At 49.0% G+C, this 14,839-nt stretch carries 12 protein-coding genes; 5 read left to right on the top strand and 7 right to left on the bottom strand.

The genetic code is table 11. The features are described 5' to 3' along the window. Nucleotides 1–76 precede the first annotated feature (76 nt). Both VFS25_RS23680 and VFS25_RS23675 read left to right on the top strand, forming a co-directional pair. Nucleotides 77–997: a J domain-containing protein gene (locus VFS25_RS23680; protein WP_326464660.1), complete on the top strand. Its 921-nt coding sequence runs from the start codon at nucleotides 77–79 to the stop codon at nucleotides 995–997. 113 nt (nucleotides 998–1,110) lie between these two features. Continuing rightward, a complete protein-coding gene (locus tag VFS25_RS23675; protein ID WP_326464659.1) occupies nucleotides 1,111–1,569 on the top strand; it encodes a response regulator in 459 nt (152 codons plus the stop codon). On the opposite strand, the gene VFS25_RS23670 is transcribed toward VFS25_RS23675, so the two are convergent. The 3 genes from VFS25_RS23670 to VFS25_RS23660 form a co-directional block, all read right to left on the bottom strand. After that, on the bottom strand, nucleotides 1,564–1,776 hold the full coding sequence (locus VFS25_RS23670) for a hypothetical protein (protein ID WP_326464658.1): 213 nt from the start codon (nucleotides 1,774–1,776) through the stop codon (nucleotides 1,564–1,566). The two genes, VFS25_RS23675 and VFS25_RS23670, sit on opposite strands and share 6 nt — an antisense overlap. Before the next feature lie 257 nt (nucleotides 1,777–2,033). Then, nucleotides 2,034–3,215: a TolC family protein gene (locus tag VFS25_RS23665; RefSeq protein ID WP_326464676.1), complete on the bottom strand. Its 1,182-nt coding sequence runs from the start codon at nucleotides 3,213–3,215 to the stop codon at nucleotides 2,034–2,036. Nucleotides 3,216–3,742: 527 nt separating this feature from the next. Then, entirely contained in the window at nucleotides 3,743–4,537 is a 795-nt protein-coding gene (locus VFS25_RS23660; protein ID WP_326464657.1) for an SDR family oxidoreductase, read from the bottom strand. Nucleotides 4,538–4,940: 403 nt separating this feature from the next. Between VFS25_RS23660 and VFS25_RS23655 the strand changes: the two genes are divergently transcribed. Both VFS25_RS23655 and VFS25_RS23650 read left to right on the top strand, forming a co-directional pair. Continuing rightward, nucleotides 4,941–8,012 carry a SusC/RagA family TonB-linked outer membrane protein gene (locus tag VFS25_RS23655; RefSeq protein WP_326464656.1) on the top strand — a complete coding sequence of 1,024 codons (3,072 nt, stop codon included), beginning with the start codon at nucleotides 4,941–4,943 and terminating at the stop codon, nucleotides 8,010–8,012. A gap of 18 nt (nucleotides 8,013–8,030) precedes the next feature. Then, nucleotides 8,031–9,413, top strand: coding sequence for a SusD/RagB family nutrient-binding outer membrane lipoprotein (locus tag VFS25_RS23650; RefSeq protein ID WP_326464655.1), 1,383 nt, complete (start codon nucleotides 8,031–8,033; stop codon nucleotides 9,411–9,413). Nucleotides 9,414–9,416: 3 nt separating this feature from the next. Here the strand turns inward: VFS25_RS23650 and VFS25_RS23645 are convergent, their stop codons facing one another. The 4 genes from VFS25_RS23645 to VFS25_RS23630 all read right to left on the bottom strand — a co-directional run bounded on the left by VFS25_RS23645 (nucleotide 9,417) and on the right by VFS25_RS23630 (nucleotide 13,807). Further along, on the bottom strand, nucleotides 9,417–11,792 hold the full coding sequence (locus VFS25_RS23645; RefSeq protein WP_326464654.1) for an ABC transporter permease: 2,376 nt from the start codon (nucleotides 11,790–11,792) through the stop codon (nucleotides 9,417–9,419). 144 nt (nucleotides 11,793–11,936) lie between these two features. Next, the gene (locus tag VFS25_RS23640; RefSeq protein WP_326464653.1) at nucleotides 11,937–12,716 is read right to left on the bottom strand and encodes an Fpg/Nei family DNA glycosylase; all 780 of its coding nucleotides are present in this window, start codon (nucleotides 12,714–12,716) and stop codon (nucleotides 11,937–11,939) included. A gap of 6 nt (nucleotides 12,717–12,722) precedes the next feature. Further along, on the bottom strand, nucleotides 12,723–13,469 hold the full coding sequence (locus tag VFS25_RS23635) for a hypothetical protein (RefSeq protein ID WP_326464652.1): 747 nt from the start codon (nucleotides 13,467–13,469) through the stop codon (nucleotides 12,723–12,725). Nucleotides 13,470–13,489: 20 nt separating this feature from the next. Further along, nucleotides 13,490–13,807, bottom strand: a complete 318-nt coding sequence (locus VFS25_RS23630; protein WP_326464651.1) for a hypothetical protein — start codon at nucleotides 13,805–13,807, stop codon at nucleotides 13,490–13,492. A gap of 110 nt (nucleotides 13,808–13,917) precedes the next feature. Here VFS25_RS23630 and VFS25_RS23625 point away from each other — a divergent pair, with 110 nt between their 5' ends. After that, nucleotides 13,918–14,778 carry a serine hydrolase gene (locus tag VFS25_RS23625; protein WP_326464650.1) on the top strand — a complete coding sequence of 287 codons (861 nt, stop codon included), beginning with the start codon at nucleotides 13,918–13,920 and terminating at the stop codon, nucleotides 14,776–14,778. Nucleotides 14,779–14,839 lie beyond the last annotated feature (61 nt).

Raw genomic sequence — 14,839 nt, 5'->3', positions numbered from 1 at the left:
TTTTTGCCCCTGCCGCTCCCGGTAAAAGTGACAGGATTGCAGCCGGTGGTATATTTATTGATAGCTTTAAGGCATTATGGAATTCAAGGATTATTATAAAACACTGGGCGTGGAAAAAGGCGCAACAGAAGCGGAGCTGAAAAAGGCTTACCGTAAGCTGGCGGTTAAATACCATCCCGATAAAAATCCTGGTGACAAAGCGGCAGAGGAGAAGTTCAAGGAAGTGAACGAAGCATATGAAGTGCTGGGCGATCCCGAGAAACGGAAAAAGTACGACCAGCTGGGCGAGAACTGGCGGGATTATGAAAGACACGGCGGCCGCGCGCAGGATTATGACTGGGGCCAGTGGGGCAGCGGCGGCCATACTTATACGTACCAGGGGAATGCAGAAGATATATTCGGGGAAGGCGGGCATTTTTCCGACTTCTTTGAGCAGCTGTTCGGGCGGTCTTTTGGCGGCGGCGAGCGCAGGCAGCGGACCAGCCGGGGGCAGGATGTTACGGCTACTATGGAAGTATCGCTGGAAGATGCCTATGCCGGCGGTTCCCGGCAGGTAAGCGTAAACGGGTCGCGGTTAAACATAAAGCTGAAGCCCGGTTTATACGACGGGCAGGTGATACGCCTGAAAGGCAAGGGGGCTCCCGGCCGCAACGGCGGAGAAAACGGCGACCTGCTGATTACCATACAGCTGGCGCCTCACCCGCAATTTGAGCTGAAGGGAAAGGATGTATATGCCGATGCGCCGGTAGACTTATACACTGCCGTATTAGGCGGCAAAACTACTGTGCAGGGGCTGGGTGGTCCGCTGAGTATGAACATACCGGCTGGTACCGACAGCGGGCGCGTATTCCGCCTCAAAGGAATGGGTATGCCGGCCTATAATAACGCCAGCCAGCCCGGCGACCTGTACCTGACGGCCATGGTGCATATACCACAGCACCTGAGCGAGCAGGAGAAAGCGTTGTTTACCCAGCTGGCGAACCTGCAAAAGAAGTAAAACAGCCCGTAAAAAACCATCATTCAATATATTTTTAGAATTTTTGACAGCGGGAAGTAAAAGCGTACTGAACAAAGAACAATTGTTGTATTTTAGCTTCAAACCCAATTTGAATGATCATTAACGGTAATGGCCAGGCCAATAGGAAATGCATATTGGTGGCGGACGATGATGCCGATGACAGGGAGTTAATAAAAGTAGCTTTTGAAGAAAACGGGGCAGATACGGCTATTTATTTTGTAGAAAACGGAGAGGAATTATTACACTACCTGCACCGGCAGGGCAAGTACAGCGATGAAATAAGCTATCCTTTTCCCAGCCTGATACTGCTGGACCTGAACATGCCTAAGAAAGACGGCAGGGAAACCCTGCACGAAATCAAGAATGATTGCCGGCTGAAAACACTGCCTATAGTGATCCTCACAACCTCCACCGCAGCCAAAGACATCAGCCATTGTTACGAGCTGGGAGTTAACAGCTATATGATCAAGCCCACCAACTTTGCCGACCTGGTACAATTTGCCGCTATGTTACATGCTTATTGGTTTAACACTGTGCAGCTGCCCTTATAAAACCCTTTTGAAAAAATCAGTTTCCTTTGCCCACTCCACCAGGAAAGAAACCAGGAAATAGGCTGCGGAAAGGATCATGAGGCCCAATGCAAAGAAGCCAAGTTTAAAAAACGTTTTAATGCCAAGAAGATTTGCTGCATTTGCGGCATAGGTAAAGAGTGCGAGTAGTACACCAGCTATAAGTATGGTAAGGGCGAATTTTTTCATTGCCAGTTTTGAACATTCAAATATACCATATTGGTGTTACAAATGCTCAAACCCCGCAGGAATAAAATGACTTTCAGACACAAAAATATTTTTATAATATAAAAACAACTGGCTGAAAGGTGTATCAAAATGATGTTGTAACAACCGTTTCAGCCGGTTTTGAGCGTATAAATTGTACTTATTGCAAAATATCGCTTTCAGCAGGTTTTGATTAGTTGCTCTAACACGTTAGTGGTAGTTGCACGCCTTGCTGTTTATTATAACCGGTTAATAAGGCCGGTTACAAATAACAGCTGCAGATAACTTTGATAATACGATTGCAGAGCATCATAATACAGCAGGCGTGTATCGTACCAGCTGCGCTGCGCATCCAGGAAATCTATAATAGTGGTGCCGCCGTGCAGGTAAGTATACTTTACATGGTCCAGTATCTGCTGTGATTGTCGTAGCACGCCTTCATACCGGCTTATATTGTTCTTTTGGGCCAGGTAAGTTTTATATGCGGTGCTTACATCAGTTTGCACCTGCAGCTGTGTGGCCTGTAGGCTTTGTTCTGCCTGTGCTTTCTGTATCCGCGCTTTTTTGATCTGCCCCTGGTTGCGGTCAAAAATGGGCAGGCTAATGGTGCCGAAGAAGCCAACATACGGTATGGCGTTCTGCGGGTTGTAAATAACGCCCAGTTCAGGTTGCGGCCAGGAAAGGGATTGCTGGTACTGAACGTTGCTGGCGCTTTGCGCAATGGTGCTTTTAACCAGCATTACATCCGAACGGTTTTCAATGCCCTGGTTTATAAGACTGTCCAGCGTAACAGCGGGCACCAGTACTTCGGCAATGCTGCCGGTATCTACCTGCACGCTATCGGCCGCGCCGGTTAAAAGCTTCAGGGTAGCCAGCTCATTGTTATAGTCCTGGAAAAATACGGTTAGCTGCAGGTTGTATTGCTGCAGCAGCACCTGTGTGCGGGCCAGGTCTGTTTCTGCGATCACCTGGTTTTTTAAGCGCGCCTCGTTGATCTTCACCAGGCTATCCAGCCCGGCACGGCTTTGCTGCAGCAGGGCAAGCTTTTTTTCCAGTACCCAGGTGCTTATCCAGCTGGAACCTACGTTCATAGAAAGATTGCGCACATTTTCCTCATACGTGTTATTGGCAACCGCAATGTTTCGTATGGCGGATTCAATTTTATACTTCCGTTGCGCCGGCCATTGTATGGGTTTGGTTAATTGCCACCATACCTGCCGGTTATTGTTATCGGACCATTTGGTGCCGGGCGGAAATTGACCGGCATCTGCCAGCTGCAGGGTTTGATTATTAAGATTGGGATTGGGCCGCAACCTGGCGGTTACCACATCCGCCCGGGCAGCGCCAATGTTCATATACTGCGCCTTTAGCACCGGACTGCTTTGCCGCGCCGTGTCAATAGCTGAAGACAAGGTAAACACGGTTTGGGCAGCAATTTTTCCGCAGGCAGCAAACATAAGGACAGCCGCGGTTATTAACATCTTCTGGTTCATATTAAAAGTGTGTACACTATTTGCAGATAACCGGTACAAAAGTTAAGCCGGGTGGGGAGGCCGTTATGCAGGGCAAAAAAAAACCGCCTGAAAAGGCGGTTACACAAATATCACGTTATGAAAACCCAAAAACAAACACCTTTATGGTGCTGTAATCGCTTGATGATATGCAATATTAGAGCTTTCCCAATCCCTGGGTAGTTAATCCCCGGTTAAGAAACCACGGAAATGGCTACAGGCGTGGCAAATTGCGTTTTTGCGTATCTGAATGAACCGCTTCGCATTATTGAACAGGAGCCTGGTACACGGCTACTTTAAATACTTCGCCTATATGCCAATAGGGAGAAAGATATTCTGTGTAAAGAGCAGTGCTGCCAGGTTTTCGGCAGGGTGGGTAACGATTAAAGGGAGGGATAAACCGTTCTGCGTATGGGCAGAACGGTTATGGGAGGTACTTATACAATTGATTTTACAATGCCGCCGTCTGCACGCAGGGCAGCGCCATTGGTGGCAGCGGAAAGCGGGCTGGCCACATAGGTAACCAGGTTGGCAATTTCTGCAACATCGGCAAAGCGCTGTATCAGGGATGAAGGCCGCATGGTTTTAAAGAAATCGGCTTCCACCTCTTTTTCGGTAATGTTTTTGGTAACGCCTACCTGTTTAATAAATTCGTTTACACCTTCGGAACGGGTAGGGCCGGGCAACACGCTGTTCACGGTTACGCCGGTGCCTTTGCTCAGCTCTGCCAGGCCGCGGCTAACAGCCAGCTGCGCGGTTTTAGTGGTGCCGTAATGGATCATTTCTTCCGGGATGTAGATGGATGATTCGCTGGAAATAAAAATAATGCGGCCCCAGTTCTTAGCCAGCATTTTGGGAAAGAAAGCGCGTGCCAGGCGTACGCCGCTTAATACGTTCACTTCAAAAAAACGCAGCCATTCCTCATCTGTAATATCGGTAAAGGCTTTGGGCTCAAAAATGCCGGCATTGTTTACCAGGATGTTTACCTCGCCCAGCTGCGCAACCAGCTTGTTTACTTCTGCTGCTTTGGAAAAGTCGGCCGCTATGCCTGTTACAGCGCCGCCAGGCACCTCTTGTTTCAGTTTGGTTACTGCCTGGTCAACTTTCTGCTGCGACCGGCCGTTAATGGTAACAATAGCGCCTTCCTGCAGCAGCTGCTTGGCAATGGCAAAGCCTATGCCTTGTGTTGAGCCGCTGATAAAGGCTGTTTTGCCTTTTAACTGTAAATCCATTTTATCGTGTTTTTATGATGTTTACTATCAATTTTAAGAGCAAATTTCAGCAGGAATTTGTTATAAATAAAATAGTTTGGCTGCAACCCCGCAACCTGGCGCCGGCACTGTAGTTACCGTATTTCCCCAAATATTTGCCCGATTTCAGCCTGGCCGGTGAAAACTGGTTAAGATATGGTGATCTTAGGTAAAGATCATTGAAGGTAATTGCCAGGGCAATAAATAATTTTATGTCAACACAGTAGGAAGGGGGGAAACATTACCTGTAATATACTTTACCTGGCTTTGGCCTGTTAAGAGATCGTGTGTTGCTGCATGCCAACTCGCAGCACAAGCTGCGTTTCCCTGCAATAAGAAATGAACAATGAAACAACAGTGAACCAAAACTAAAATCTAAATCCACATGAATCCTAAGCCGTATCTGCTATTGATCGTAGCAATGCTGTGCTGTGCGGTAATGCGCGTGTATGCACAACCGGTGCCGCTGAAAGGCCGGGTAACAGATCAAAACGGCAGCCCTGTTCCGGGCGCCACCGTAAAAATACTGCATACCGGGAAAGGCACTACTGTAGCTGCCAATGGCGATTTTGAGATCAGCCATGAAGGCAATGCTGTATTGGAAATAACCGCTATTGGTTATGATCCCGTACAGGTAAATGTAGCTGCCGGCCAAACTACTGTAGCCATTACATTAAGAGAAAGCAAAAAAGAGCTGAATGAGGTAGTGGTAACTGCGCTGGGCGTTAAACGCGAAAAAAGGGCGCTCACCTACAGCACGCAGGAGGTGAAAGGCGCTGCGCTGGTGGAGGCTAAAGAGCCTAACATCGTAAATGCATTATCCGGCAAGGTAGCCGGCGTTCAAATCACCAGCTCTTCCGGTACGCCCGGCAGCTCATCACGCATTGTAATACGCGGCGCTACCTCTTTTTACGGGGAGAACCAGGCGCTGATTATTGTGGACGGCGTTCCCGTTAACAACGACGAAACAGGCAACCTGAACTCAGGCCCTGGCACCAACCGCCTGGCAGATATTGACCCCGCTATTATTGAGAACATCAGCGTGCTGAAAGGCGCTGCTGCTACCGCCCTATATGGCTCTGCGGGCGCGCGCGGCGTTATTATGATCACTACCAAAAGCGGCAGCGCTGCAGCTAAAAAGCCTGCTGTTACTTTTTCGCAGGATGTTTCTTTTGAAACGCCCTGGCTGCCCGAAACGCAGGATAAATATGCACAGGGGGAGTACAACTATGACACGAAGCAATATGAATATTTTGACGGTGATATTAAAAAGACCAGCAGCTCTTTCGGTCCTTTAATGGACACGTTAATGATCAACGGGCAAAAAGCAAAAAAGTATAACCCGGCCAAAGACTTCTTTAAAACCGGCGTTACCAGCAACAGCACGGTAAGCGTAAATGGCGGCAACGGCCTGTCCGACTACTTTTTATCTTACTCTTACCTGAAGCAAACCGGCACCACGCCTAAAACAGATTATGACCGGCATGCCCTGTTTGCCAAGTACAACACCAAAATATTAAAGAACCTGAACAGCACCTTTCAGCTGAACTATTCCAGCTCGCTGAACGACCGCCTGCCCGAAGGATATATACTGGAAGCGCCTATATGGACCGTGCTTACCGCGCCGGTTTCCTGGAACCCGTTACCCTACCTGAATCCCGATGGTACGCAGCGTGTGTTCCGCTACTCCCGCAACAATCCCTACTGGGTGCTCGATAATATTTACAACAAGGCCCGGGTAAACCGTTTTATACCGGTGGTAACCTTAAACTATTCACCCCTGGGCTGGTTAACAATAACAGAAAGAATGGGGGCGGATATTTATTCCGAGCAGGATAAATACCGCGAGTCACGTGGCTCGGCCGCCAATCCTACCGGCCGTATTATTGAGCAGAATATTAACTTCCGGCAGTTTAACCACGACTTTATTGTGAATGCCACCAAAGACGTTGGTAATTTTAACCTGAACCTGCTGCTGGGCAACAACGTACTTTCTACCTACACGCAAACGGAATATGCCAAAGGCACAGGGTTGAGCATAGATGGTTTTGACAACATTGGCCAGGCATCTTCCATCAGCTATAATGAAACGCATTACCAGAACCGGAAGGTGGGCTTTTATGCGCAGGCCAATGTAGACTATAAAAGAACCTTTATTCTTTCGCTTACGGGCCGGTATGACGGCAGCTCTGTGTTGTCGCAGGAAAAAAGCTTTTACCCCTATGGTTCCGTTGCCGGCAGCTTTGTGTTTTCCGAGCTGCTGTCGCCCGCAGTAACAGATGTAATGAACTTTGGCAAAATACGGCTATCCTACGCAACCGTGGGTAATGACAATGTGCGTCCCTACCAGCTGAATACACCTTACCAGCTGCCACAGGGCGGCGGAGACGTACCAGGCGTGGCCGGCATTATTTTCACCAACTATTCCTTTCCTTTCCAGGGACAAACCGGTTACCTGTTAAGCCAAACGCTTGGCAATCCCAGCCTGAAGAATGAACGCCTGAACGAATTTGAGATAGGGCTTGAAACCAACTTTTTCCATAACCGTTTAGGGCTCGAAGCTTCTTATTTTGCGCGTAAAACCAATGACGGCATTATACCGGGTGTACCCATTGCGCCATCAACCGGTTACAGCGGCACTACCGTAAACGCTGCGCGGATGCAGAACAGGGGTATTGAAATATTGCTGAATGCCAGGCCGGTGCAAAGCAAGGATTTTAGCTGGGATCTTACCTTCAACTTCAGCCGCATCCGCAACAAGGTGCTGTATATTTATAATGGCCAGTCGCAGATAGGCAATGGTTTTACCAGCATTATTGTAGGCCAGCCCTACGGCGTGATTGTAGGCAGCCTGTTTAAAAGAACGGCCGGCGGGCAGCTGCTGATTGATGACGCAGGGCTGCCCTTTTCGGACTCCACCGGTGTAATAGGCGACATTAACCCCGACTGGATAGCCGGTATTTCCAATACCTTCCGTTACAAACATTTCAGCCTCAGCTTTTTGTTTGACATGAAGAAGGGCGGCGACATACAGAATAACGTTGATGGCTACGGGTACTTTTATGGTACGCCCAAAGTAACGGAAGACCGCGCAGACCGCGTGGTGCCGGGCATCAATGTATCGGATAACAAGCCAAATACAACTGTAGTGAACGGGCAGGACTACTGGAGAAGGTTAAGCGGCGTAACAGAATCGGTAATACAGGACGGCACCTATGTAAAGCTGCGCACCATCAGCCTGGGCTATGATTTCGGCAGATCACTTTTCCCGAACACATTTGTAAAATCAGCTTCGCTGATCGTAACCGGGCGTAACCTGTGGATATACAGCCCGCACTTTACCGGCGGTGATCCGGAGGTAAGCTCGTTTGGCGCATCCAGCGGATCACAGGGCATCTACTCTTTTTCCACGCCTACTTCACGTTCCGTAAACTTCACGCTGAAAGTAAGTTTCTAAAAGCTTAATTGAACTGTCATGAACAAAGTACTATATATTATTGCTATAGCAGGGTGCCTGCTGGCCGGCGGCTGTAAGAAATTTATTGATGTGAACCAGGATCCCAACCGCCCTTCTTCTGTACAGGAAGCGCTGATACTGGCGCCGGCAGAGCTGGTGGTTACACAATCCATGTATGCGGGTAATGCGGCCGTTATTGTGCAGGAGTATCTGCAAACTATTGCGTTGAACCAGCCGGTGCCCAATGCCGGCACCTATTACATGGTGCCATCGGATATGGATGGCGACTGGACCATTTTATACGCTACCTGCCTGAATAACGTGGTGCGGCTGGACTCTGTTGCGCAACAGAACAATCATCCCAACTATGCGGCTATTGCTAAAATACTGCAGGCATTGTGCTGGGGCCAGGGTACGGACCTGTGGGGCGATATTCCTTTCAGCGGAGCGCTGGCCGGCGCAGATAATTTTACGCCGGAGTATGACAAACAGGAGGATATTTATAAAGGCATGCAGCAGCTGCTGGACGATGCTATTGCTGCTATTGACCAGCAGAGCACTGTGGTGCCGGGTGATGATGATTACCTGTATAAGGGAGATATGACCAAATGGAAAAAGCTGGCTTATACCTTAAAGGCGCGTTATTACATGCACCTTACCAATGCACCGGGTTATGATGCCGCAACCCAGGCAGGGTTGGCCCTGGCTGCGCTGGACAAAGGCATGGAAGCCGATGATGACGATCTGAAATTTCCCTACCAGGGCATTGCCGGCCAGGAAAACATCTGGTACCAGACCTTTTTACCGGGATCTACCCTGATACTGGCTTCGGGATTTATAGACTCTTTGAAAGCGCGTAACGATCCCCGTTTAACATACATGGTAAAGCCTGCGGAAGAAACAGGTTTATATACCGGCCGGCAAATAGGTTCAGCGCCGGGCAGCCTGGAGGCTTACTCCCGCCCCAGCGATTTTTACCAGGGCGCAGGCGCTTATAATTACGTGGTAAATTATGAAGAAGCGCTGTTCCTGAAAGCTGAAGCAACATTGATTAAATCGGGCTATGCAGCAGCGGAACCTATTTACCGGCAGGCCATACAAGCCCATATGACAAAGCTGAATGTAAGCGGCAGCGCAGTAAGCGCCTACATGGCAGCGCGCGGCACCTTAACTGCGGCAAATGCGCTGCAGCGTATTATGGAAGAAAAGGCTACTGCCGATTTCTTGTCTGTTGAAAATTTCAACGACTGGCGGAGAACCGGTTTCCCGGTGCTGAAGAAAGTGCTGAACGGGCTGTCGGAAGTGCCACGCCGCCTGCTATACCCGCAGGTTGAGGTGATCTCCAACCCGCAGCCGCAGCAAAGCGCCCGGCTAACAGACCGCGTGTGGTGGGACCAATAACTTTTATTCGCTTCTCAAACTCTTTACCGGGTTCATAAGCGCTGCTTTTACAGACTGCAGGCTAATGGTGAACAGCGCCACCACTACCATCAGCATGCCGGCCATGGCAAATGCCCACCAGGGTATGCTAATGCGGTAGGCAAAATCCTGCAGCCATTTGTTCATGGTCCACCAGGCAAGCGGGGTAGCTATGGCAACCGCTATGATCACCAGGCGAATGAAATCTTTTGTGAGCAGGTGCACAATGCCGGTAACGCTGGCCCCCAGCACCTTGCGGATGCCTATTTCGCGGGTACGGCGTGATACGCTGTACACTGTTAACCCGAGCAATCCCAGGCAGGTTATAAAAATGGTGAATATGGAAAAAATGGTAACGATGGTGCCTAAACGGGCATCTGCCTGGTATTGCTGGTTAAAGCTATCGTCCAGGAAAAAATATTCAAAAGGATGATCACGGAAATAGGCCTGCCACTTTTTCTCGATATTGGCTACTGTGTTGCGTACGTTACGGGCCTGTATTTTTACTGCAAAGTACTGGGTGTGCCGTGGTTCGTACCGGTGTATCATGGGTAGCAGCGCGTCTTTCAGGGAAAGCTGGTGATAATTTTTCATTATGCCCGCTATTACCGGCTGTCCGCCCCAGAAGCTTATTTTGCTGCCAACAGCCGCTTCGGGTGATGTAAAGCCCAGCAGGCGCGCTGCCTCTTCATTGATCAGCACTTCGTCTTTATTAGGCGCGCCGGCAATGAAGTTGCGGCCGGCAGCCATTTTAATGCCCATAACCGGTACAAAATCAGCGTCTACCCCATACAGGTAATAGTTGTAGCTGGATTTTTGCGCTCCCCCTACCCGGGTAATATTGCTGGTAGAGGATATATGGCTAAGGTCCATACCTGGCATGGCATCGCCCATGGCTACCCTGGTAATGCCTCCCAGCTGCAGCAGTTCGTGTTTAAAGGCCAGGTTGCTGGTGCTGTCGTTTACCAGCTGAGGCGCTTTCACCACCATTACCTGGTCGAGGTTCATGCCCAGGTCCTGGCTGCGCATAAAGTTCAGCTGCCGGTACACAACAATGGCAGCCACCAGCACTACTGCCGCAATGGTGAACTGGCCTATTACCAGCGCTTTTCTTAAAGCGCCGCCCTGCAAGGTATTAGTAAAGCTGCGGTTTAAAGCGGCTACTGTTTTTATCCGCGACAGGGCAATGGCCGGGTACAGGCCGGACAATACGCCATTCAGCACGAACAGGGCTGTGCTCAGCATCCAGAATTGGGCTGTGCTGAAAATGCCTGCGGCGGCGCCTTTTCCTACAATGTTGGCATACAGGGGCCGGCAAAGCTGTATCAGCAGCAACGCCAGTACAAATGCCATCATGTTAATGAGCAGTGACTCTGTGAAGAATTGTTTCACCAATGTCCACCGGTTGGCGCCCAGTATCTTTTTAATGCTGGCCTCTTTTAAACGTTCGGCAGCCCTGGCGGTGGTAAGGTTCACATAATTAATTGTGCCTACCAGCAGTATCAGGAAAGCTACCGCCAGCATAAACTGTACGGTTTTAATATCACTGTTCACCTCTGGCTCGTAGGTTTTTTTGGAGTGCAGGTGTATATCTTTAATAGGTTCTGCTTTAAATATCTTGTCTTTTAAATGTTCCCGGGAAAAGGCTTTCAGCTTGGCGTTAAATGCATCCAGGTTGGTATGCGGCGCCATTTCCAGGTAGGTAAAATTGTTGTTGGCGCCCCAGCTGTTCAGATCATAGCCGGCCTGGGTTACAAAGTTCAGGGATAGCAGGATATTGTATTTCAGGTGGGTATTTTCCGGCTGGTCTTTTATTACGCCGGTTACCGTAACCGTTAATGAGCTGAAATTTAATGTTTGCCCAATCGGGTCCTGGTTGCCGAAAAGCTTTGCTGCCGTGCTTTGCGTAACTACCGCATCCATAGCGCCGGTAAGCGCAGTGGCGGGATTGCCTTTAATAAAGCGGCAGTTAAAAATGGAAAAGAAAGAAGGGTCTGCGGCGTATACCTTATCTACCATAAACGCCCGGTGCTGCGCGGTAGCTACTTCTGTCCGGCCAATCCGCTGCACGCGCACATAATCTTTTACTTCGGGCAGCTGTTTTTTTACAGCCGGCGCCATGGGCGGGTGCGTTTCGCAGTCTGTTACTACATAGGCGCCGTCTTTATACAGGTCCAGTGTTACGCGGTAAATATGACCGGCCTTGGTATAAAAATTTTCGTAGCTGCGCTCAAACCGCACATAGTTGACAATAAGCAGGAAAGCGGCCATGGCTACGGCCAGCCCGGTTACATTAATAAAGGTATAGAAGCGGTCCTTCCGGAGGCTGCGCCAGGCCATGTTCGGGTAGCGGTTTAACATAAGGGAAAGCATGAGTTACAGGTAAGGCACAGCCTTTATGCCAAATACACAGGTGGCTCATTTCCAATGGGTAACTAATAAGGGAAGCTGGTGTATTGTTCATTTCCGGACATGTGTTGTCCGTTATCTGAACAGCGCCGAACATCAATTATACAGCTCCTGCTCTTCGGTATAATAGGTTTTACGGCCGCCTACGGATTTATGCTGTATGGGTGCGCCGGAGGGGCTGTGGGTTTTATGCGGATTATGGATGTTCATGAAGTCGCGTATTTCCCCGCTGATAATATCGGGGTGCGTTTTCAGGATATGTTTTTCTGCTTTCTGCAGCACATCTTTAATGGATTTGGCCAGCGCTTTTATTTTGGCTTCCGGTATTTTATTGCTGCTGGAAAAAGGGGAGATGCCGGCATCCCACAGTATTTCATCGGCATAGGCATTGCCAATGCCGCGTATAATGTGCTGGTCCAGCAGCAGGTTTTTGATGTTGCCTTTTGTTTGTGACAGCTGCTCTTTTAAAAACGCGGCCGTCATTTTGGGTGAAAGCGCATCTATGGCTTCGCGGTCTTCGGGGTTCAGCGTAGGGGTGGCTTGTCCAAAACCATCTGTCATAGCCAGCCCGGTGTCATCGTCAAACAGCAGGGCTATAATGGTATGCTTTTGCGTATTCTTTTTTTCAAAAAGGTGCAGCTGTCCGCGCAACATTAAATGCAGGGCCAGCACATCGCCGCTGTCGAAATCAAAATGCAGCTCCTTGCCTACGCGGTGCACTTTTTTGAGCTGGCGGCCTTCCAGTGTTTTTTGCAGGGTAGCGGCAGGCACATTTAACTTTTTGTTGTTGCCAACAGTAATCTTCTCCAGCTTTTTTCCTGCCAGCTTTTTTTCCAGGTTACGGCTAAACACCTGCAGGTCCGGTAATTCAGGCATAACGCATTATTTTTTGTTGTACCAGTTTGATATTTCCTGGCCAATGGCGTTTATAAATTTTTTATCCGCATTGCTATCTGTTTTCCAGCCGCTTTTCAGGTAGCGGAGAATGCCTATCTGCTCATCATTCAGCGTAACATCCAGCTTGGTGCAAACGCCGTTTAAACAGGTTTGTGTAATGGGCAGGGCTTCTCCCTGGTATGCTTTACCATTATAGTTAAATGCAATGGGAATAGGTTCCTGCTCCAGCTGCGTTATGAGCTCCTGCAGAAATGCTATCAGGTGCTTGCGCTGTGTTTTGGAGCTTACGCTCCACTTTTCACTGTCGGCGCGCTTATGCGCCAGCTTTAACTTAAGCCCGCTCATAGAGGTGGTATAATCATCTGCATTGAGCTTGCGCACATTCTGGTGGGCGAATATGTACCAGTGGTAAGCAGTGCCCACAGGTACTCCCGAGCCTTCGGGCGCTTTGCCTGCACGGCGTTTGGTAACGGCATAAGCTATTTCCCAGAGGTCGGGTGTTATTTTTGTTTCATGCCATTCTCCTTTATCATAATACCATTTATGGCTTTTGCCCACCTTCATGCCGGTGTAGCGCTGTCCTTCAAATTCCTTGAACTGGTTATAGGTAACGGACAGGTCTTTCAGCGCCTCCTTTTTTTTACGGGTAGCCGGCACCTTTTCCGTAGCAGTCGTTTTTTTGGCTGGTTTCCGTTTAACAGGGTTTCCCCCGGATTTAGATACAGTGGCCATAATAAGAAGTTTAATGCACGTTATTGGGTATATGCTTCCACAATGCCTTTATCGATGCAGTAAATAAACCGGCTTTCTTTATGGAAAATGGGATCAACGGACATGGTTGTACCAGTGGTATCATCTATTGTAGTGCCGCTGGTATGCATTTCAACCAGGCGGCGTATATCGGGGGTAGCATTCCAGTTATCAGCACTGGAAACAGTAAACCGCACGGTATCTGCATCATGATTTACCTCCTCTACCCGCACCACAAAAGTAAAAGGGCCATATTTGCGCTCCAGCTCATCAATGGCAACACTTTTTACCTGGTATAATTCTCCGGGTTGTAGCTGCATACTGCATTTTTAAATAGCAACCTCAAACCATGTGCCGGGATGTAGTAAATATGGCTGCTTTGCCGTATTTTGATAGTATGATTGGTCGTTTAGGACTATTAACTTTTCTGATGATGCAGTTTTCGCGGCCCGTTATGGCACAATCGTCTGAAATAGCTTTACAGCAGCAGATACAGGACACCCTGGCAAAATATGCCGGGGTATATGCCGTGGCATTTAAAGACCTGCAAACCGGCAAACAAGTGCTGATAAATGCGCAGGAAACCTTTCATGCCGCCAGCACTATGAAAGTGCCGGTAATGATAGAAGTATTCCGGCAGGCAGCGGCAGGGCATTTTACGCTGGAAGATACCGTACCGGTTAAAAATGAGTTTAAAAGCATTGCAGACAGCAGCATTTATCACCTGAGCCGGGAAGATGACAGCCAGCAGGAGCTATACCGGCAAATAGGCGCCCGCCGTACTTTATATGCGCTCATGTATGAGATGATTATCATGAGCAGCAACCTGGCTACCAATATTATCATCGAAAAGGTAGGCGCGGAAAATGTAACGCAAACCGCACATGCGTTGGGAGCACCGCACATACAGGTGCTGCGCGGCGTTGAGGATGAAAAGGCTTTTGAAAAAGGATGGAATAACACCACCACTGCTTATGACCTGCTGGTGCTGTTTGAAAAAATTGCCGAAGGCAGGGCTGTGAGCGCCGATGCATCGCAGGCGATGATAAAAATATTGCTGGACCAGCATTTTAATAATGTAATACCGGCGCACCTGCCGCCGGAGGTAAAAGTAGCGCACAAAACCGGCGAAATAACCGGCGTGCGGCACGATGCCGGTATTGTGTTTTTGCCCGACGGCCGTAAATATGTACTGGTGCTGCTTTCCAAACAGCTGCCGGATATAGCGCAGGGCGTACAGGCCATGGCCAATGTTTCCGCTATAGTGTACCGCTACATGCAGGGAAAATAAACTATGCTATAGTATACTACCTTTTTGTATTGTATATTGCAGGCATTGATCATTCCTGTTA

The sequence above is a fragment of the Chitinophaga sp. genome, assembly GCF_035761305.1.
Classification (GTDB): domain Bacteria; phylum Bacteroidota; class Bacteroidia; order Chitinophagales; family Chitinophagaceae; genus Chitinophaga.
Note: the sequence above shows the minus strand (reverse complement) of the source record. Positions and strands in the feature narration are given on the sequence as shown.

Coding starts and splice junctions, on each gene's coding strand:
- VFS25_RS23635 (WP_326464652.1), bottom strand. CDS start 13,469: ATGGCCACTGTATCTAAATCCGGGGGAAACCCTGTTAAACGGAAACCA.
- VFS25_RS23670 (WP_326464658.1), bottom strand. CDS start 1,776: ATGAAAAAATTCGCCCTTACCATACTTATAGCTGGTGTACTACTCGCA.
- VFS25_RS23625 (WP_326464650.1), top strand. CDS start 13,918: ATGATGCAGTTTTCGCGGCCCGTTATGGCACAATCGTCTGAAATAGCT.
- VFS25_RS23660 (WP_326464657.1), bottom strand. CDS start 4,537: ATGGATTTACAGTTAAAAGGCAAAACAGCCTTTATCAGCGGCTCAACA.
- VFS25_RS23675 (WP_326464659.1), top strand. CDS start 1,111: ATGATCATTAACGGTAATGGCCAGGCCAATAGGAAATGCATATTGGTG.
- VFS25_RS23655 (WP_326464656.1), top strand. CDS start 4,941: ATGAATCCTAAGCCGTATCTGCTATTGATCGTAGCAATGCTGTGCTGT.
- VFS25_RS23680 (WP_326464660.1), top strand. CDS start 77: ATGGAATTCAAGGATTATTATAAAACACTGGGCGTGGAAAAAGGCGCA.
- VFS25_RS23630 (WP_326464651.1), bottom strand. CDS start 13,807: ATGCAGCTACAACCCGGAGAATTATACCAGGTAAAAAGTGTTGCCATT.
- VFS25_RS23640 (WP_326464653.1), bottom strand. CDS start 12,716: ATGCCTGAATTACCGGACCTGCAGGTGTTTAGCCGTAACCTGGAAAAA.
- VFS25_RS23645 (WP_326464654.1), bottom strand. CDS start 11,792: ATGTTAAACCGCTACCCGAACATGGCCTGGCGCAGCCTCCGGAAGGAC.
- VFS25_RS23650 (WP_326464655.1), top strand. CDS start 8,031: ATGAACAAAGTACTATATATTATTGCTATAGCAGGGTGCCTGCTGGCC.